Source organism: Klebsiella pneumoniae (assembly GCF_000742135.1).
GTDB lineage: Bacteria > Pseudomonadota > Gammaproteobacteria > Enterobacterales > Enterobacteriaceae > Klebsiella > Klebsiella pneumoniae.
Window position 1 is genome coordinate 1 of record NZ_KN046819.1, and the last position, 18,718, is coordinate 18,718.

Below are 18,718 nucleotides of genomic sequence, written 5' to 3' on the forward strand. Positions count from 1 at the left end.
GATGCCGCTAAGGCTATGGATGTTGGTCTTTCCACGATGACGAAATGGGTCAGGCAACTGCGTGAAGAACGTCAGGGCAAAACGCCAAAAGCCTCCCCGATAACGCCGGAACAAATCGAAATACGCGAGCTGAAGAAAAAGCTCCAACGTATTGAAATGGAAAACGATATACTAAAAAAGGCTACCGCGCTCTTGATGTCAGACTCCCTGAACAATTCTCGTTAATCGGGAAACTCAGGGCGCGTTATCCAGTGGCCTCTCTCTGCCGCGTGTTCGGGGTTCATCGCAGCAGCTACAAATACTGGCAAAACCGTCCTGAAAAACTACGAAGCCAGGTGCTGGAGCTGCATAACATCAGCCACAGTTCAGCCGGAGCAAGGAGCATCGCGACAATGGCAGCCCAGAGAGGCTACCAGATGGGGCGCTGGCTTGCTGGCAGACTAATGAAAGAGCTGGGGCTGGTCAGTTGCCAGCAGCCGACTCACCGGTATAAGCGAGGCGGTCATGAGCACGTTGCTATCCCGAATCATCTTGAGCGACAGTTCGCCGTAACGGAGCCTGGATTTGCCCCTATATTTCCAGACACCTGTTATCACTTAACCCATTACTGGCCTGCTGCCGTAGATATTCCCGTGGCAAGCGATAACCCAGTGCACTATGCGGATGCCATTCGTTATAATGCTCGAACGCCTCTGCAAGGTTCTTTGCTGCCGTTAACCCGTCTGGTTTAGGCATGATACTGATGTAGTCACGCTTTATCGTTTTCACGAAGCTCTCTGCTATGCCGTTACTCTCCGGACACCGCACCGCCGTGTTCTTCGGTTCAAGCCCCAACATCCGGGCAAACTGCCGTGTTTCATTAGCCCGGTAGCATGAACCATTATCCGTCAGCCACTCTACTGGAGACGCCGGAAGCTCGTTGCCGAAGCGGCGTTCCACCGCTCCCAGCATTACGTCCTGTACTGTTTCACTGTCGAAGCCGCCCGTAGTGACTGCCCAGTGCAGTGCCTCACGGTCACTGCAGTCCAGCGGGAACGTGACTCGCAGTTTTTCTCCGTTATCACAGCGGAACTCGAACCCGTCAGAGCACCATCGTTGATTGCTTGCTTTCACGGCCACTTTGCCAGTATGTGCCCGTTTCGATGGCGGTACAGCGGGTTTTCGCTCAAGCAACAGCGCATTCTGGCGCATGATCCGGTAAACACGTTTGGCATTGATCGCAGGCATACCATCAGGTTCTGTTTGTCTGCGAAGCAGCGCCCATACCTGACGATAACCATACGTGGGCAGCTCTCCGATAACATGGTGTATACGGAGAAGCACATCCGTATCATCTGAGTGACGGCTGCGGCGACCATCTTAACCTCCAAAGGGTACTCCCGCCGACATAAGGCGGGAGTACCCTTTGGAGGTTAAGATGGCAAGGGGCTATGGCGAGGTCAACCGCGCAACGGGCACAAGCCCCTCATTTTGAGGTGAATATTTTTACCGACGATGCGCACAGGTTATCCCCCAAATTTGTGGATAACGTCCTGGTTGTGAGTGGCGCGGCGCCGTTGGCGGAATATTTGAACCGTGTCGGTCGTGGTGTTACGCCGGTTCAAGCGCGATGGTGTGGCAGGCTGACGTGCTGCCCTGCCGGCGCGTACACAGACCGTACTCGGCCAACACATGCATAAACCGGTCGGCGTCACCGACCACCCGAAACGTGACGGAGTGCAGATGGCGACCGTCCTGGGCAAAAGCGGCATTCAGCGCCGTTTTTTCGACGTAGAACCCGTTATGCTGTGACGGTGTCGGCACGACGCCGGACTTCCACTCTTTCGCGTCCAGCACATAATTGTCCCAGCCCAGGTCTTTCAGGGGTTCGGAGGCGTAGGTGAGTCGGAACAGGTCGGATTGAGCGGCCAGGTTGCCGCTGCAGGAGCGAAAGAGGTATTCCAGATGCTGGCGCAGGTGACCGGCCGGGCCGTGCTTACGGCCGCGGTCGAGTAACCACTGGATATCAATCGCGACGCTCCTGGGGAAGCGTTTTTGCTTCTGGGCTGTGGCCAGCCAGCGGATCAGGAACAGGTTTTCGGCATAGGGCGTGTCGGCGTTACCGTCCTGGCGCGCCAGCCCCAGCGCCGCCAGGGCGCAGAACGCCAGATGGCTGAGCGCTGAGGTGGTGTTTTCCGGGGAAACGGATGCGGTTTTATCTGTCAATGGCTGCCCTGCCCCTCAAGGCAAAGGATTAGTGGCGAATTTGTGCCAGGTCGTCAGCGGTCAGCCCGGTCATCTTCATGACCGCGTCGCGATCGAGGCCGTTGGCCAGCATGGTGCGGGCGATTTTCAGTGAGGCTTCACGCTCACCTTTTTCAATACCGCGCTGTTCACCCAACTGGATACCTTTCTGAATACCCTTCTGGATTCCTTGCTCGATACCCTTCTCGATACCTTTTTGTTCAAGCTGTTGTGCGATGGTCATCAGTTCCTCCTCGTGTTGCGGAACCCGCAGGGCCAGTTCGCGGACAAATGCCTCTGCATTCGCCGATTCACCGGCCTGGATAATATAGTGTATCAGCGAAATCACCAGTGGCGAAGAGAGATAGCCGGCCAGCAGAATGGCGGACAGCCTGTCGGTCAGCTCGGCGAGGTCGCGTTGGCGAATATGTTTCTGCAGCAGAGTCAGTGCAGCCATGCTGCGGTGGCTCATAATCTCTTCGTCGGGAATGACCGTCACATCAACCAGCGGAAAATCGCCGGTGTACAGTTTCCCGGCCAGCGTCGGATCATCAAACTCCTGCAGCCAGTTGGTCGAGTAAGGGTACGGGCTGCGTTTGCCGGTGTAGAACAGTACCGGAATGACCAGCGGCAGCTTTTTGTGGCCGGCGTCGAGGTGACGCTGCATGGCGGCGACGGCATAGCGAATGAGGCGAAACGCCATGTGCTTATCCGGGCTGGACTGGTGCTCGATAAGCACGTGCACGTAACCGTCAGCGCCGTCGTTGGTTTTCAGGCTGTAGAGCACGTCGCTGAAATACTGGCGCAGGTCATCTTCGACAAAGGAGCCGGACTCCAGCTTCAACGTGCTGAGGTCACAGATGGCCCGCAGTTCGGCCGGTAAATGTATCTCCATGAAGTCGCGGGCTATTTCAGGTTGCGTCAGAAATTGCCGGAAAGTAGCATCATGAGGCGTTGGATTTTTTTTCATGGCGCTATCGTAACATGTTCGGTCGATGGCCCACTATGGCTGAGCGAAGGCTTCACCCGTTCTCCGGGCAGAATAGCGTCGGGATGTTGCTGCCGCCAGGTTTTTAATATTCGGTAGACGCTGGCCCTGCCAATGCCTAGTTGGTCGGCAACCGCTTCGCGGGTGAGTCCGGCCAGCGTCAATTCAATCACCTGCTGCGCTTTCGCCTGAGCGGTGGGTTTTCTTCCTTTATATGCCCCTCTGGCTTTCGCGCGGGCAATGCCTTCCCGCTGCCGTTCCTGACGCAGGCGTGTCTCGAACTCGGCGAATACGCCCAACATATCCAGGAAAGCCTTGCCGGACGCAGAAGAGGTATCGATGGCCTGCTCGGTCGCCCTGAGCTTGATGTTTTGCCCTTCAAGTTCATGAACCAGATTCTGTAAGTCGCGCAGACTGCGTGACAGGCGATCGATACGTGTGATCACCAACGTATCCCCTTCTCGCAAGTAATCAAGGCAGTCATCGAGTGCCTGACGGCCCTCTTTCCTGGCGCCGGTCATTTTCTCCGAGAAGATTTTACGGCAGCCGGCTGAAGTCAGCACCGCTATCTGATGTGTCAGATCTTGATCTGTCGTGGATACACGAGCATAACCGACGAGCGCCATACGATTTAATCTCACTAGACATTAGATAATGAGATTTTTGCGTATCAAATTTACTAAATCAAGTTATGTGATACTTGTTTTGAACAAATCACCCATACTCTCACAAAGGTATACCTTAATGTGACAGAATTACAAACCCGAGGATTGCTCAGCCACTCGTCTGCTGAGAAAAGTTATGGAAAGAGTCACGGTTTTCTGCGTGGATAGTTGAGCTGGGTAATGGTCCCAACTTATTGATAGTGTTTTATGTTCAGATAATGCCCGATGACTTTATCATGCAGCTCCACCGATTTTGAGAACCACGGCAGCCTGGCGGCTGCAAATCGGGGTGTGGCAGAATATGAGCTTTCAGAGTAACCATCCAGAATGAGTTCCCATGTCACATGGAGCACCAGAAAGTCCACACCAGAATGGTGAAAGAGGTTCTGAAGAGCCTGTACATAGATTTGTGTAATTGCCTGATTTTGATATGTTCAATCCAGCATCAAATGAAGGTTAATTTATGGACGAAAGACAGTTACAGGCTCTGGCTAACGAACTGGCCAAAAACCTCAAAACCCCTGAAGACCTCAGTCAGTTTGATCGGCTGCTGAAAAAGCTCAGCGTTGAAGCCGCTCTCAATGCAGAGATGACACACCATCTTGGGTATGAGAAAAATCAGTCCAGACCAGGAGCTAACTCCCGCAACGGTTATTCCACAAAGTCAGGCAATTACACAAATCTATGTACAGGCTCCATTGTTTAAATAAAATTTAATGCTCTCATTTGCTCCCTTTAGAATATCCTCCGGTAGCGTGAACGTATAATGCCCCAATATGTTGATATGACCGTGTTTAATGGGTAATCACTTTCCTGTTCCAACCTTTCCTACTATCGTTAAAAAGTAGTAATGGTAAAAAATGCGCTCGCTTTCCAGGTAAATCGGTAGCTCGGACTATCCGGGGAGTGGCGTGCCGTTGCTCAATCTGTATCGCCTACTTTCTGCCCGCCCATCCGAGCGGGCTTTTTTCCCCTCTGTATCCTTGTTATGTCGAAAGTTAGCCCTTTTTATAAGGCCTCATCGACCACTTTCGACAACGAGTTATACATTGACTCTGCTAATGATTGCATCGGAAAGTATCGACGTGGTGAATCCCCCTGAGCGGAGGGGCGGCCAGTCAGTTACAGTGATCTATAAATGCAGCGCGAGCCATGTAGACTGGGACTGGTTCACCGGGAGGCACCCGGCATCACACTCGTTACTAAGCAAATTCGTAGCAGGTTTAATCCCCTTATTAACCCTGCTATGTTTAATGCCGGTAATGGACTGGAGTTAAATGCTGTCTGATAAATCGGTCGCTCGGTTTTCAGGAGTACTCCATTCTGTTGCTACCCTGGAAAGCCAATTTCAGCCCGCCTACTTGTGCGGTTTTTTTTTTAGCTGCAGAAACGTGGTCCTGCGCTCCCGGGAGAAAACTGAACCTGCGTATTCCTGTAGCCAGGGGGGGCATCCCGACACATCAGCTGAACGGAAAGGCGTTAAGGATATAATTCCGGACGTATGCCGTTCGTCTGTTATTCGAAATACTCTTGTTCCAGGCAAGATAAAGGTGATTTTCCGGGACAGTCTCTGCCTTCGTGACTGACGCTTTTCAGGTCATCCAGACAGTGATAATCAGGCAGAACACTCCACCTGTGACCGTCCCGTACCTTCAGGGTGATCGTTGATAAAGCAGTACTTCAGTCGGGCTCCACAACCCTGTATCTGCCGGAGAAAAGGATAACCAGCGACTGCTGGCGCTCATCCGCGACTCCTGTACGCTGAGTGGTGGGGTTTATGGTTATCGCCGAATCCATGGCGATCTTCGTGAAATTGGTGAAGTGTGAAGCAGAAACCGGATCGCCAAAATCATGAGGAAAAACAGGATACAGGCCATACATGGTTATAAAGTACCACGCGGGACCCGGGGACGACCCTCACTGATAACGCCTAACCATGTACAGCGTGAATTTACTGTGGTAAAGCACAGTCAGGTCTGGGTAACAGATATTACCTATATCCGCACCTGGCAGGGCTGGCTGTATCTGGCAGTGGTCATCAATCTTTTCGCCCGTAATGTGGTGGACTGGTCGATGAAACCAACACTGTCGCGCGAGCTGGCACTGGATGCGTTGCTGATGGCGGTCTGGCGGCGTAAGCCTTCAGAAAACGTCATTGTGCACAGCGATCCAGCGCCATCGGCGCGATGAAGCGGCTGGCGGAGCGCGGCGTGGCGGTGCCGGAGGCGGTATAGGTCATCGGCTTCGACGACATCCCGCTGGCGCCCTGTACCGTGCCGTCGCTGTCGGGCATGAAGATGCCGGTCACCGAGATGATCCAGGAGACCATCAACCGCCTGCTATCGATGCTGGACGGCGGCGAGCTGAGCAAGCGCCTCAAGCCTGATCGAGCGCGAGTCGGTGGCGGCGGGGCCATATTGGGGTGGTAACTGATCTGCCAATTTTCATACATCGCCTCAATAGACAAACCCGTCGGCCGGCCTTATATTGCTAATGAGAATCACTATCAAAAACCTCACCAACGGTCGGCGTCATCACTTACAGACAGGGCGAACATGTCTACGTCACCCCAGCGGTTACTGCAGGAATATCATCAGCAAGCGCAGGGCTATGTGCTGTCGGACATGCTGCGTGCGCGGCGCGGCGTGTTAGCCGCCGATGTCGATATCGAGATGGATGAACCCCACCGCGCGGGCCTGAAGATCGTGGTGATCCGTCGCGGGCGTCTGCGCTGTGAAAGCGGAACGGGGCCGCAGGTGGAGCTGAACAGCCCTTCGCTGTTGCTGGCCGCCGGGCGAGACGACTTCGTGTTGAACAACTTGTTCCAGGCCGGCGAACCGCTCGATTACACTCTGCTGCAGTTCTCCGTCGCCTGGCTGGAGCAGAACGATGTCCGCCTGCCGCCCAGTCTCGATGGGCGGCGGCATGCGCAGTTGGTGCCGCTGGCGGCGCCGGCAGCGCTGATCGGCCAGGCCCGGCAACTGTTTGCCTGCCCGCTGCACGAGTCGCAGCGCGGGCTGTGGTTCAGTGCCAGGGCCAACGAGCTGGCGGCGCATTGCCTGCACCAGTGCTGGAGCCGCCGCGCCGTCGCACCGCCGTCCGGCGTGCACCTGGCCGCACGCGATGTGGCGCGCCTGCAGCTGGCGCGCGAAATCCTGTTGGCGGAGATGGAGCAGCCGCCGAGCCTGGATCAACTGGCTCAGCGCGCCGGGTTGAACACCCGCAAACTCACACAAGGGTTCCGCCAGCTGTTTGGCGCCAGCGTATTCGGCCTGCTGCAGGAGCACCGGCTGCAAACGGCCTGGCGCTTGCTGAGCGAGCAGGATCTGCACGTTTCCACCGTCGCCTGGCAGGTGGGTTATACGCCGGCGCACTTCTCCGTCGCCTTCCGCAAACGTTTCGGCGTCATGCCCTGCGACGTCAAAAAGCGTTAGCCACGCAATCGAAAGAAAAAGTCTCGCCGGCGAAAGCCTTTACGGATGAGGACGTCCGCCGCTTTTGGCTACAGTAAGTGCCTTTGCCGTGGAGGATCTCATGCTTAGTGACCTGCGGGCGCTGACGCGTCCTTTCCACATCATGCTGTATTCCGCGCTGGCGCTGCAGGTGCTGGCCGGCGTCAGTTCGCTGTTTCCCTGGCTGGCGATTGCCCGGCTGGTGGACGCCGATCCGGCGGCCTATCCCTTCTGGCTTGGCGTCGCCGCCGGTGGTCTGGCGCTGTGGCTGTTCGCCCAAACGCTGGCGTTGCACCTGACTCATCTGCTCGACGCGCATTTGTGTCATTGGCTGCGCAGCCAATTGGCCGCCGAGCTGGCGGATCATCCGGCATTGTTGGCGGCGTTGGCCGAGCGCCAGGAGGCGGACGATGAAGTTTGAGTTGGTAAAAGCGTTGGCCCCGGCGCTGTTGCTGATGGCGCTGGCCGCCGCGTTGGATGGCGTCTGCGCCTTGCTGCTGGCGGCAGCGGTGGCGAACTGGCAGCAAAATCCCGGCCATTGGCTAGGGCTGCTGGCGCTGGCTACGCCTCTCTTGCTGACGGTGCAGTATGCGGCGGCCACCCGCGGTTTCTTCGCCGGCGGCGCGGTGATGAGCGCGTTGCTGCGGGCGCTGTTCCGCCGTCTGCCGCGCGCGCTGTCGCCGCAGGAGCAGGCACCGGGTCTGTTGGCCGGGGCCATCGGTCAGACGATGTCGGCACCCGCGCACCTGCTGGCGCCGTTGGTTGGCGCGGTCGCCACGCCGCTGGCGCTGATCGCCGGGCTGGCCTGCCTGAGCCCGGGAGTGGCGCTGATGCTGCTGGCGGCCTGCGTGCTGTTGATGCTGGTGTTGCGCGGTTCGGCGGCCCGGCTGCACCGGCGAGAGCGAGAGCTTGGGGAGGCCAATCAGAGTATTGAAGGGGCGCTGATGCAGTTTGCCCGTCATCAGGCATTGCTGCGCTTCGGCTACGGGCAGGCGGCCGCCGCCGAGGCGTTGACGCAACGGTTGGATGACCATCATCGGGCGCACGCTGCGCTGCTGCGCCAAAGCTTGCCATATCACTTGTTGTTCAGCGCCGGGCTGCAGCTGACGCTGTTGGCGGCATTGTGGTTCGGTGCCCATGAGGTGCTGGCGCAGCGCCTGAACGTCGCCCAATGGCTGGCGCTGATGATTGTCCTGGCCCGCTTGTTGGAGCCGTTGCTTCAGCTTTCTCACCTCGATCAGGCGCTGCGTCAGTTGAAGAGCGCGTGGGCGCAACTGCGGCAGGCGCTGAGCCTGGCGGCGGCGCACGGCGGCTGGCGACTGCGGGAAATAGGCGGAGCCTGCGCCGCCGGAGAGATGTTGGCGATCGTCGGCCCTTCGGGCGCCGGCAAAAGCAGCCTGCTGAGCCTGATGGCGCGCACGCAGGATCCGACGGCGGGGCGGGTGTTCTACGGCGGCCGTGACGTGCGCGCGCTGTCGGCGCGGCAATTGGCGGGCGGTCGCGGCGTGATGTGGCAAGACAATCGCCTGCTGCGCGGCAGCGTGCGCTGGAATCTGACCCAGGGGCGAACGGATATCGGCGATGAGCGTCTGCTGGCGCTGTTGGCGGCGCTGGATCTGCCGCCCGACGTGCTGGAAGAAGAGGTCGGCAGCGACGGCGATCGTTTCTCCGGCGGGCAGAAGCAACGGCTGTGCCTGGCGCGCACGCTGCTGCAGGGGGCGCCACGATTGTTGTTGGACGAACCGGGCGCCAGTCTGGATCTGCGCAACGCCGAGCGCGTGGCGGCCCTGCTGGCCGGCTGGCCCGGCACGCGGGTCGTCGTCACCCACGATCCCGCGTTGGCCTGTCGGGCGGATCGAGTGTGGGTGCTGGAAGGCGGGCGGCTGACGGCGGCGGGCAGCCCGGATGCGCTGCGCGAGGCGGGGGGCTGGTTCGCCCGTTTCTGCCAGGCGAAAATGACCGGCGATCGATAGAGAAACTCCGGCAATCGAAAAAGTCGCGGCGGCCGTTTTGTTAGATTGATAACGATTATCATTTAACAATAACAACCAAGGAAAAACATGCGACTCATTCACCTCTCACCAGTGGCGGCCGCGATGCGCCGCGGCGCGTTGCTGTGCGCGCTGTGCGGCACCGGGGCACTGGCGCAGGATGCGCCGGCCAAAACGGACGTAAAAGAAGATACCCTCACCGTGACCGCCGGCGCGGCGGCGCGGGATGACTATGTGGCTCCCGGCGTCACCACGCTGGGGAAAATCCCGCTGAAACCGCGTGAAGTGGCTCAGTCGGTCAGCGTGATCGATCGCCAGCAGATGGAGCAGCAGAATCTCACATCGCTGGATGCGGTGATGACGCGCGCCACCGGCGTCACCAGCGCCCCCTTCGTGTTGCTGACCACCGCGTGGTATGCGCGCGGCTTCAAGATCGATTCGTTCGAACTGGACGGCGTGCCGACGCTGCTGGGCAATACCGCCAGCTCGCCGCAGGACATGGCGGTGTATGAGCGGGTGGAGATCCTGCGCGGCTCCAACGGCCTGCTGCACGGGCTCGGCAACCCGGCGGCCACGGTCAACATGGTGCGCAAGCACGGACTGGCGCAAAACCGCGCGCAGTTTACCGCCAGCGCCGGGAGCTGGAATCAGTATCGCGGCGAAGCGGACGTGGGCGGCCCGCTGAACGCGTCGGGCAGCGTGCGCGGCCGTGCGGTGATGGCATGGGAAGATCGCGATTATTTCTATCGCGTCTCGGATCAGAAAACCCGTTTGCTGTATGCCACCGTCGACGCCGATCTGACGCCGGATACCCTGCTGCGTGTCGGCGCGCAGTACCAAACCATCGATTCCGTCACCAATATGGCCGGGGTGCCGATGGGGAAAGACGGCAGCGATCTGCACCTGCCGCGCAGCACCTATCTGAACGTGGACTGGGATCGCTTCAAATGGGACACCACGCGGCTGTTCGCTGCGGTGGAGCATCGGCTGAACGACGACTGGCAGGCCAAGCTGAGCGGCGACTATCTGCACGCCAAGTCTCGCCTGCTGTATGCCGGCGCCTGGGGCAACGTCGATCCGGCCACCGGCGACGGCGCGGCGCTGATGGGCGGCGCCTATCGTTTTCGCAATCAGCAGCTGGGGCTGGACGCCAGCCTGAACGGCAAGATCGACGCCTGGGGGTTGCGGCACGAGCTGGTCGTCGGCGCCAGCTACACCCATGCCGAAGAAGAACAGTTCACCGCACGGTTTGATTCTGTGTTTCAGGTGCCGGTGAACGTCTACCGCTGGGATCCGCACGGCGTGCCGAAGCCAGCGATCGGCGCTTACAGCTCGCCGGGGTCGACCAAAACCGTTCAGCGCGGGGTGTACGGCATGGGCCGCATTAAACTGGCGGAGCCGCTGACGCTGGTGGCCGGCGCGCGCGAAAGCTGGTGGCAACTGCGTTCGCCCAGCGACACTCTGGAAGAGAACGCGCGTCTGACCCCCTACGGCGGCCTGATCTGGGATTTCGCCAAAGACTGGTCGTGGTATGCCAGCTACGCCACGGTGTTTCAGCCGCAGAGCGGCAAAACCTGGAGCGGGCAGATGCTTAAGCCGGTGGAGGGCCGCACGCTGGAAAGCGGGGTGAAGGCGTCGCTGATGAATGGCGCGCTCAACCTCTCGGCCGCGGCGTTCCGCATCGATCTGGAGAACAACCCGCAGGTGGATCCCGATCACCCGGACGGCGGTTTCGATACCTGGTATATCAGCGGCGGCAAGGCTCGCAGTGAAGGCTTCGAGGTGGAAGGGCGCGGATACCTCACGCCATGGTGGGACGTCACGCTCGGCTACACCTATACCGACACGCGCTACACCCGCGACGCCGGCAACCAGGGGCGCGCCTACAACAGCCTGACGCCGCGTCATATGCTGCGGCTGTGGAGCGATTACGACCTGCCGTGGGATCAGCGCAAGTGGAGCATCGGCGGCGGCATCCAGGCGCAGAGCGCGTTCAGCAGCGCCAATGGCGCGACGACGCTGCGCCAGGGCGGCTATGCGCTGGTCAACGCACGGCTGGGGTATCGCATCGACGAGACCTGGTCGGCGGCGCTCAACGTCAACAATCTGTTCGATCGCCGCTACTACGCCGGGCTTTTCTCGCCGCAGTGGAACAACCGTTACGGTGAACCGCGCAACCTGATGTTCACCGTCAAGGCCGAGTTTTGATGAATATGCGCGTATGGGCGGCGTGCCTCGGCAGCGCCATGGGGGGCGTTACCCTGGCGCTGCTTTTGGCGCGCGGCTATCCCTCGGCCGACCCGCTCGATCGGCTTTACGGCGCGCTGTTTCTGGCGTTGTTCGGCGGCATCGCGTTGCTGACGTATAGCCTGCTGGAGCCGGACTGGCGTCGCACGCTGCTGCGCGCCTGGTTGTGGTGGCCGCTGCCGCTGGCGCTGCTGGAGGCGTGGCGATGAACGCCGTCGCGCGACGGGCTTTGGCGGCGCTGCATCGGGGCTGCGGCGCGTTGTTCGGCTGCGCGCTGTTCGTGGTCCTGTTCACCGGCTGCTGGAGCCTGGCCGGCGACAGCTTCACGCTGTGGTGGAACGGCGTGACGATGAGCGGCGAGCAACGGCCGTTGGCGCAGCTGCTGGACGACGCGAAAGCCTACGGTGAAGACGGCGCGGCGCCTTACGTCATGCTGCCGAGCGCGCGTTATCCGGTGATTCGCTTTTGCCGCGCCCCGGACGACTGCGCCCTCGCGTTTAGCGCCGTCAGCGGGCGGCTGGTCAGCCTGACGGCGCCGACCACGCTGTTGGTGACGCTGCACAAGAACCTGTTTCTCGGCTTTCCCGGTCGGGTGTTTCTCAGTTTGTTCGGCATCGCGTTCGCTTTGCTGCTGATCAGCGGGATTGCGCTGCATGGTCGACGGCTGCGCCAGCTGTTGCAGCTGCGGCGGCGTCAGGGGCTGCGGGTGCTGCTGTTCGATCTGCACAATCTGTTGGGGCTTTGGTGCTATCCGTGGCTGGTGATGTTCGCTTTGACCGGCGCGTTATCCGGACTCGGCGCGCTCGGTACTGTGCTGCTGGCCGACCGCGTCAGCCCCGGTGCGCCGCAGCGGGTGATGGCGCAGCTGATGGGCGGTGCGCAACCTGCACCGCCCTTGCCTGACGCCGGGCGTACTCTTGCGCAGACGATGGCGGCGCTGCGGCGCCAGGCACCGGAATTTACGCCGCAAACCCTGCAGCGCGCGCCGGATGGTGCATTGCTGGCGGTGGGCGGCGTCACTCGCGGTATTCCCAGCAGCGCGCTGTTCGAGCAATTTCGTTTCGGCAGCGGCGAGCAGCCGGCGCTGATGCGGCGCAGCGCCGCTCATCAGGGGCCATGGACGCGCACGTTCATCGCCGTTCAGCCGCTGCACTATGGCCAATACGCCTGGTTGCCGCGGGCGGCGGCGGCGGTGAGCGCGCTGCATTTTTTGGCCGGGTTCGGCGCGGCGACGCTGGCGCTGAGCGGGCTGGGATTGTGGTGCCTACGGCAGCCGCAGCGCCGTGCCGCGCGCTTTATCACCGGCGTCTGCTGTGGTCTGACGGTGGCGGGAAGTCTGCTGTTGGCCGCCCGGCCGCTGGCGGCGTTCCCTGCCGCCTGGCTGTTTTGGGGAATGTGGGGCGCGGTGGCGCTGTTGGCGTGGCGAGTTTGGCCGGGGTGGTTATTGTTCCTCAGCGGAATGGCCAGCGGTACGGCGCTGCTGGTGGCGGCGCTCGGCCATATGCTCAGCGCCGGCCCCGGCCTGTACTGGCTGGACAGCGCTTTATTGTTGGTCAGTGCGGCCCTGTTCGCCGCCGGCTCCTTGTTATGGCAATCGCGCGGTGCCTGGCCGCGCCAATTGGAGTAAAACATGCGACAACTATTGCAACATCGGCATCTGGTGCTGACTCTGGGGCTGCTCTATTTTAGTCAGGGCATCCCGATCGGCATCGCCATGGATGCGTTGCCGACCCTGCTGCGCCATGACGGCGCCAGCCTGCAGGCGCTGGCGTTTTTGCCGCTGGTGGGGTTGCCCTGGGTGGTGAAGTTTCTTTGGGCGCCGCTGGTGGATAATCACTGGTCGCCACGCTTCGGACGCCGCCGCAGTTGGATTATTCCGCTGCAGTGCGTGGTGACGATGTGCCTGATCCTGCTCAGCGCGGTCGGCATTTCCGCGGCGGCGGCAGGGCTGTGCGTCGCGCTGCTGGCCGTCGCGTCGCTGGCCAGCGCTACGCAGGATATCGCCACTGATGGCATGGCGGCGGAACACGTCAGCGGTGAGTTGCTGTCGCGCGTCAATGCCATTCAAATCGCCGGGGTGATGAGCGGCTTCTTCGTCGGCGGGGCGGGCATGATGATGCTGAGTGCCCGGGTAGGCGTGCAGGGTGCGCTGCTGGCGATGGCGATCTTCCCTGCCGTCAGCCTGCTGGCGATTGGCCGCCTCCGACAACACGCCGATCTACCGCCCGAACGCGCCGATTCGCGTCCGGCCAACCTGCTGCGCACGCTGCGCCGTCACGGGGCGGTGAGGTTGTTGACGCTCACGCTGCTGTCGGCGGTGACTGCGGTATCCGGCCTCGGGGTGTCTAAGCTGTTTTTAACCGATAACGGTTGGACACCGGCTCAGGTCGGCCAGATCAGCATGGCCGGCGGTATGGTGACGCTGGTGCTCGGGTGCGGTGGCGGAGCTTGGCTGGTGAGCCGGCTCGGGGTGTGGAAGGCGTTCGCGGTTGGCCTTGGTTGCGCGTTGGGTGCCGCGTTATGCTGGCTAGCGATGGCCAACTGGGGCTTACAATCCGGCGGCGTGATCGCCGCGGTGATTGGAGGCGCGCTGGCTTCCGGCGTGACCTCGGTCGCTATCATGACTGCCGGCATGCAGTTTGCCGCACAGGGCGATCAGGCGGGTACCGACATGACAATGGTGCAAAGCTCGCGCGATATAGGGGAAATGGTCAGCAATATGCTGATGGTGGGAATGACCGCCAGCCTGGGCTACTGTTCTTCCTTCGCGTTGGCTGCCGCACTGGCTGTGCTGCTGCTGGGCATCAATCTGGTCAACGACCGGCACTCTGCGGCGGTGCAGCGGCAAGAAGAGTGGAGGCGATAACGGGGGCCGGTTAAGCCAGGTATCGATGTTTAACCGTAGTGAGTTCATTTAACAAATGTGACAGGATCGCCGATTACTTAATAATAACCGGCTATGCCTGTAACTGTTCATCCCATTCCGGCAGTGCAAGGAAGATAATAACAGATTGTACGTGTTACCTCAGTTCCTGCTATGCCTTTTTTCGGATCTGCGGTGGAGAAATGAGTAAACCAGATATGCACAGCATATCCATATGCCACGCATCTGCACAGGGCAGGCATACGCATATGTCAGTCATTTGCATATGTGACACCTATACAAACCAATCCGACAGGCATATACTGAACATATGCACTCATACATCATGCATGATCAGCCGGAGGAACATCCATGCGCACAGTTTCGATATTTAAAAACGGCAATAACCGCGCCATCCGTCTGCCCCGGGACCTGGATTTTGAGGGGGTGAGCGAGCAGGAGATCGTCCGGGAAGGGGACAGCATCATCCTGCGTCCCGTCCGGCCGACCTGGGGCTCGTTCGCGCAACTGGACAGGGCCGATCCGGACTTTATGGCGGAGCGTGAGAATGTGGTCAGCGATGAAGGACGCTTTAAGCCATGAAGAAAACCTGGATGCTCGACACTAACATCTGCTCATTCATCATGCGCGAGCAGCCGGCAGCGGTGCTGAAGCGCCTGGAGCAGGCAGTGCTGCGCGGTGATCGCATCGTGGTCTCGGCCGTGACGTATGCCGAGATGCGCTTCGGCGCCACCGGCCCGAAAACCTCCCCGCGCCATATTCAGCTGGTCGACGCGTTCTGCGCGCGCCTCGATGCCATCCTGCCCTGGGACCGGGCCGCAGTGGACGCCACGACGGGCATCCGGGTGGCGCTGCGCCTCGCCGGGACGCCGATCGGCCCGAACGACACGGCTATTGCCGGCCACCCCATCGCGGCCGGCGCCGTCCTGGTGACGAACAATGTGCGGGAGTTTGCGCGGGTCCCGGGTCTGGTGCTGGAAGACTGGGTGGAATAATCCCGTAAAAATTTCCGTGACGGAGACGACAGACATGAATGCTGAACACACCGACTACGGCTGGCTTTTCAGTGAACCGGCTGAAGAAATTTCCGGCGATATTGTTATTGATCCGGAACTCCTTCCGGAGGAGATTAAACTCGCAGCTATCCAGATTTTGCTGGATCGGATTGACCGTGATACGGCAGAGAAAAAACTGGCCGAATTAATACAGAAGCTTGACGTATAGGAAATTGAAAAACCAGTCGGGTAATGACTCCAACTTACTGATAGTGTTTTATGTTCAGATAATGCCCGATGACTTTATCATGCAGCTCCACCGATTTTGAGAACGACAGTGACTTCCGTCCCAGCCTTGCCAGATGTTGTCTCAGATTCAGGTTATGTCGCTCAATGCGCTGAGTGTAACGCTTGCTGATAACGTGCAGCTTTCCCTTCAGGCGTGATTCATAAAGCGGCCAGGTAATGCTGCCAACTTACTGATTTAGTGTATGATGGTGATTTTAAGGTGCTTGCGTGGCTTCCATTTCCATCAGATGTCCCACTTGTTCAGCTACCGAAGGCGTCGTGCGTAACGGTAAAGCACTGCCGGACATCAGCGCTATCTCTGCTCTCACTGCCGTAAAACATGGCAAATCAGCTTCACTTACACCGTCTCTCAACCCGGTACACATCAGAAAATCATTGATATGGCTATGAATGGGTTGGGTGCCGTGCCAGTGCCCGCATTATGGGCGTTGGCCTCAACACGATTTTACGGCACTTAAAAAACTCAGGCCGGAGCCGGTAACATCGCGCATACAACCGGGCAGTGACGTCATTGTCTGCGCGGAAATGGACGAACAGTGGGGCTACGTCGGGGCTAAATCACGTCAGCGCTGGTTATTTTACGCCTATGACAGGATGCGCAGGACGGTGGTGGCACACGTCTCAAATTTGATTACCAATTTCCGGTGTATAACTTTTTCTTTCCTAATCAGGGAAAGAGTTTATCATCTGAAAGTCTGTCTGATGTACTGAGTCACAGCAACGCCAACGTTTCATCAAGAGCACTTTATTTTCATATCCCTTTCTGTGAAACCATTTGTAGCTTCTGCCCTTTTACGCGCGGAGCCTACAGAGATAGTGAGCTTGTTGATCAGTATACCCGGGCATTAATCAGAGAAATAGAAATAAAATCAGATCTTAATGATTATCATGCAGTTCCGGTAAGATCAATTTTCTTTGGAGGAGGTACCCCTTCACTTCTTTCGCCAGAGAATATTGCTCAGATTGGTTCAGCGATACATAAAAAATTTTCAATTTCATCTGATTGTGAGTTTTCGTTTGAAATTGAAATCAAGAGTCTTAATGAAGAAAAAGTTTCTGCAATGAAGGGGATAGGTGTGACGCACCCCCGTTTCGGGCTAAAGACGTTCAATCCAGTGTGGCGTGAACTGTTCAATCTGACCTCGACATTTGATCACATTAATTATGCCGCAGATATACTCAATCGTAATTTCAGAACTGTTCTTTTCGATATACTTTACGGGATGAACGGGCAGGATGAGGAAGACATTATTAGAGACTTGGAAAAGGCGGTTTCTCTAGGAACAACAAACATAGACATTTATCCAATAGATAATGTCATGACACAGTCAAAACTGCATAAATCTATTCAGGATAAGGGAATGCCCGTCACATCAGCAACCCGGAAATTTACTATGAATATGCTGGTTGACGCTTACATGCGGAGTAAAGGATTTATGCCACATAACGGCCATGGCTACGTCAGAACGGCCAATGTAGATAGTTCTGTAGTAAGTCAGGATTACAGTTTCGTATATCATGAACACGTGTACGGATATGCCGATCATGATTTGCATGGTTTTGGCGTTAATGCTGTATCTTCCCTGCGTGGACATGTCATTACGAACACATCGAGTCGTCAGAAGTATATTACTTCAGTACTTGAAAAAAATACTGTTCCATCGACTATTAGCCAGCATCCCAGAATTCTGGATGAAATGAAACCATTAATTCTTCGACTGCCCTATCATGGTGTAATAGAAAAATCTAAAGTGAGTATGTTACAAATACCATTTGCGCTACAGGAAAAACTTTCCCAACTGAAAGAGCATCAACTTGTCACGGAGGACGCTGAAAAATTATACCTTACTAAACTGGGCTGGTACTGGTATACCAATATTATGTACTGGCTCATGCCAGAGGCCGATCAGATCGCTATGAAACGGTTCATTACTGAACAGTTGGAAATTCCTGGGAAATTCATCGCTAAAAAAGAGCTTCTGTATGTCTGAATTATCTTTTTCGCTCACAGAGGCATATAAACAGCGGTATGATGACATTGTTCGTGGTGACAATGAACGCACAGGTATATATTATCATTCTGACAAAAAATACTGGATCATTTATGATTATCAGTCATGTTCACAATTGCTCAACAGTCAATATGTTACAAAGAAAAGAATGATTATTCCCCTAAGCATGTTTGATGGTGAAAAAACAGTCATTGAACGTTTTATCTCACTTATTAATCAGTCGCTGATTTTTCGGGACGAAAGTAACAGTGATGTAGTCAGGGTAATCCATCATAATTTTAAAAATATTCCCCGTGATGAGTTGATTGACCGGACTTTGTCATTGTTCAATCAGAAGAAATGCCTTAATGAATATGATCTCATTACTCTTAATAATACACTTGCAGCCAGACTAGTCGGATTAGAGCCGTCCGATACACTGGCGGTTCATGCCCACAATGTAGGAATGCTCTTCGACGGAAGGGGGCAGGGAAAAGATCATTTCATTGAAATAGCTCATTCTTTCCTTACAGTGTTTGATTCCTGCAGGAATCTGGTTACAGGCGATGTTCCATGTAGTGATATTCAGGTGTCAGATAGAGCTATAGCTTACATTGCGGCTCATCAGACGACCATGCAACTTATTGTGGCGACACTCTGGGCCATATCACACTTCAGTCTGAAAGTTGGAGCAGAGAATGCCCGTGAAGTGGTGATTGAAGCTTCACGCTTATACAGCCCCGTCCTTTCTGTAGGCAGGGTGATGTCTCAGGATCTCAGTTTCAGGGGGCAGAGTCTGAAAAAGGGGGACAGGGTAATGTTTTATACCGGCCTGGCGAATTTCGATCCCGAAGTTTTTAATGAACCATTCCAGTTTATTCCGGGACGGAAAGAAAAACCACTGTCCTTCGGAGGGTCTTCCCTTGTTGTGGTGGCTGAGGGCATGATAATGGTATGTTTTATCACCTGAGAG

The 18,718-nt window shown here is 57.3% G+C and carries 15 protein-coding genes and 8 pseudogenes; 17 read left to right on the plus strand and 6 right to left on the minus strand.

Annotation, left to right across the window (positions count from 1 at the left end):
- Positions 1 to 564: pseudogene (locus DR88_RS30070) on the plus strand (transposase); the annotation flags it as partial.
- Between the two features lie 6 nt (positions 565 to 570).
- On the opposite strand, the pseudogene DR88_RS01070 reads toward DR88_RS30070, so the two are convergent.
- The 5 genes and pseudogenes from DR88_RS01070 to DR88_RS31340 form a co-directional block, all read right to left on the minus strand.
- Positions 571 to 1,359 (minus strand): annotated as a pseudogene (locus DR88_RS01070) (IS3 family transposase); the annotation flags it as partial.
- A 231-nt stretch (positions 1,360 to 1,590) separates the two neighbouring features.
- On the minus strand, positions 1,591 to 2,205 hold the full coding sequence (locus DR88_RS01065) for a DUF2913 family protein (protein WP_050511153.1): 615 nt from the start codon (positions 2,203 to 2,205) through the stop codon (positions 1,591 to 1,593).
- A gap of 28 nt (positions 2,206 to 2,233) precedes the next feature.
- The gene (locus DR88_RS01060; protein ID WP_032444057.1) at positions 2,234 to 3,193 is read right to left on the minus strand and encodes an Rpn family recombination-promoting nuclease/putative transposase; all 960 of its coding nucleotides are present in this window, start codon (positions 3,191 to 3,193) and stop codon (positions 2,234 to 2,236) included.
- Positions 3,190 to 3,837, minus strand: a complete 648-nt coding sequence (locus DR88_RS01055) for a recombinase family protein (protein ID WP_004144467.1) — start codon at positions 3,835 to 3,837, stop codon at positions 3,190 to 3,192. The genes DR88_RS01060 and DR88_RS01055 overlap by 4 nt, the downstream gene beginning before the upstream one ends.
- A gap of 230 nt (positions 3,838 to 4,067) precedes the next feature.
- Positions 4,068 to 4,136: pseudogene (locus DR88_RS31340) on the minus strand (IS1 family transposase); the annotation flags it as partial.
- A 203-nt stretch (positions 4,137 to 4,339) separates the two neighbouring features.
- Between DR88_RS31340 and DR88_RS28775 the strand changes: the two are divergent.
- The 13 genes and pseudogenes from DR88_RS28775 to DR88_RS01010 all read left to right on the plus strand — a co-directional run.
- Positions 4,340 to 4,543, plus strand: a pseudogene (locus DR88_RS28775) (transposase); the annotation flags it as partial.
- A gap of 1,016 nt (positions 4,544 to 5,559) precedes the next feature.
- Positions 5,560 to 6,045 (plus strand): annotated as a pseudogene (locus DR88_RS28780) (DDE-type integrase/transposase/recombinase); the annotation flags it as partial.
- Between the two features lie 5 nt (positions 6,046 to 6,050).
- Positions 6,051 to 6,309: pseudogene (locus DR88_RS31545) on the plus strand (substrate-binding domain-containing protein); the annotation flags it as partial.
- A 122-nt stretch (positions 6,310 to 6,431) separates the two neighbouring features.
- Positions 6,432 to 7,310 (plus strand): helix-turn-helix transcriptional regulator, encoded by an 879-nt coding sequence (locus DR88_RS01050; protein WP_004150709.1) that lies wholly within the window; start codon positions 6,432 to 6,434, stop codon positions 7,308 to 7,310.
- Positions 7,311 to 7,410: 100 nt separating this feature from the next.
- A complete protein-coding gene (locus DR88_RS01045) occupies positions 7,411 to 7,749 on the plus strand; it encodes a hypothetical protein (RefSeq protein WP_025862316.1) in 339 nt (112 codons plus the stop codon).
- Positions 7,739 to 9,301, plus strand: coding sequence for an ATP-binding cassette domain-containing protein (locus DR88_RS01040; RefSeq protein ID WP_004150708.1), 1,563 nt, complete (start codon positions 7,739 to 7,741; stop codon positions 9,299 to 9,301). Before DR88_RS01045 ends, DR88_RS01040 begins: the two co-directional genes overlap by 11 nt.
- Before the next feature lie 87 nt (positions 9,302 to 9,388).
- A complete protein-coding gene (locus DR88_RS01035; RefSeq protein WP_077260972.1) occupies positions 9,389 to 11,527 on the plus strand; it encodes a TonB-dependent siderophore receptor in 2,139 nt (712 codons plus the stop codon).
- Complete coding sequence (locus DR88_RS01030) at positions 11,527 to 11,775, plus strand: hypothetical protein (protein WP_025862275.1); 249 nt, start codon at positions 11,527 to 11,529, stop codon at positions 11,773 to 11,775. The genes DR88_RS01035 and DR88_RS01030 overlap by 1 nt, the downstream gene beginning before the upstream one ends.
- A complete protein-coding gene (locus DR88_RS0126910; protein WP_025862276.1) occupies positions 11,772 to 13,193 on the plus strand; it encodes a PepSY-associated TM helix domain-containing protein in 1,422 nt (473 codons plus the stop codon). Before DR88_RS01030 ends, DR88_RS0126910 begins: the two co-directional genes overlap by 4 nt.
- Positions 13,194 to 13,196: 3 nt before the next feature.
- Positions 13,197 to 14,432, plus strand: coding sequence for a RhtX/FptX family siderophore transporter (locus DR88_RS01025; protein WP_004150704.1), 1,236 nt, complete (start codon positions 13,197 to 13,199; stop codon positions 14,430 to 14,432).
- A 369-nt stretch (positions 14,433 to 14,801) separates the two neighbouring features.
- The gene (gene vapB / locus DR88_RS01020; RefSeq protein WP_032444058.1) at positions 14,802 to 15,032 is read left to right on the plus strand and encodes a type II toxin-antitoxin system VapB family antitoxin; all 231 of its coding nucleotides are present in this window, start codon (positions 14,802 to 14,804) and stop codon (positions 15,030 to 15,032) included.
- A complete protein-coding gene (locus tag DR88_RS01015) occupies positions 15,029 to 15,445 on the plus strand; it encodes a type II toxin-antitoxin system VapC family toxin (RefSeq protein ID WP_025862278.1) in 417 nt (138 codons plus the stop codon). The genes vapB and DR88_RS01015 overlap by 4 nt, the downstream gene beginning before the upstream one ends.
- 34 nt (positions 15,446 to 15,479) lie before the next feature.
- On the plus strand, positions 15,480 to 15,674 hold the full coding sequence (locus DR88_RS01010; RefSeq protein ID WP_032444079.1) for a hypothetical protein: 195 nt from the start codon (positions 15,480 to 15,482) through the stop codon (positions 15,672 to 15,674).
- A gap of 34 nt (positions 15,675 to 15,708) precedes the next feature.
- Here DR88_RS01010 and DR88_RS0126915 read toward each other — a convergent pair.
- A pseudogene (locus DR88_RS0126915) lies at positions 15,709 to 15,906 on the minus strand (IS1 family transposase); the annotation flags it as partial.
- A gap of 55 nt (positions 15,907 to 15,961) precedes the next feature.
- Here DR88_RS0126915 and DR88_RS28790 point away from each other — a divergent pair.
- From DR88_RS28790 to DR88_RS01005, 3 genes and pseudogenes are all read left to right on the plus strand, one after another.
- Positions 15,962 to 16,465, plus strand: a pseudogene (locus DR88_RS28790) (IS1 family transposase).
- Positions 16,399 to 17,745 (plus strand): coproporphyrinogen-III oxidase family protein, encoded by a 1,347-nt coding sequence (locus tag DR88_RS28795; protein ID WP_071531407.1) that lies wholly within the window; start codon positions 16,399 to 16,401, stop codon positions 17,743 to 17,745. The pseudogene DR88_RS28790 and the gene DR88_RS28795 overlap by 67 nt, the downstream one beginning before the upstream one ends.
- Positions 17,738 to 18,715, plus strand: coding sequence for a cytochrome P450 (locus DR88_RS01005; protein ID WP_032444059.1), 978 nt, complete (start codon positions 17,738 to 17,740; stop codon positions 18,713 to 18,715). Before DR88_RS28795 ends, DR88_RS01005 begins: the two co-directional genes overlap by 8 nt.
- The last annotated feature ends 3 nt before the right edge of the window (positions 18,716 to 18,718 follow it).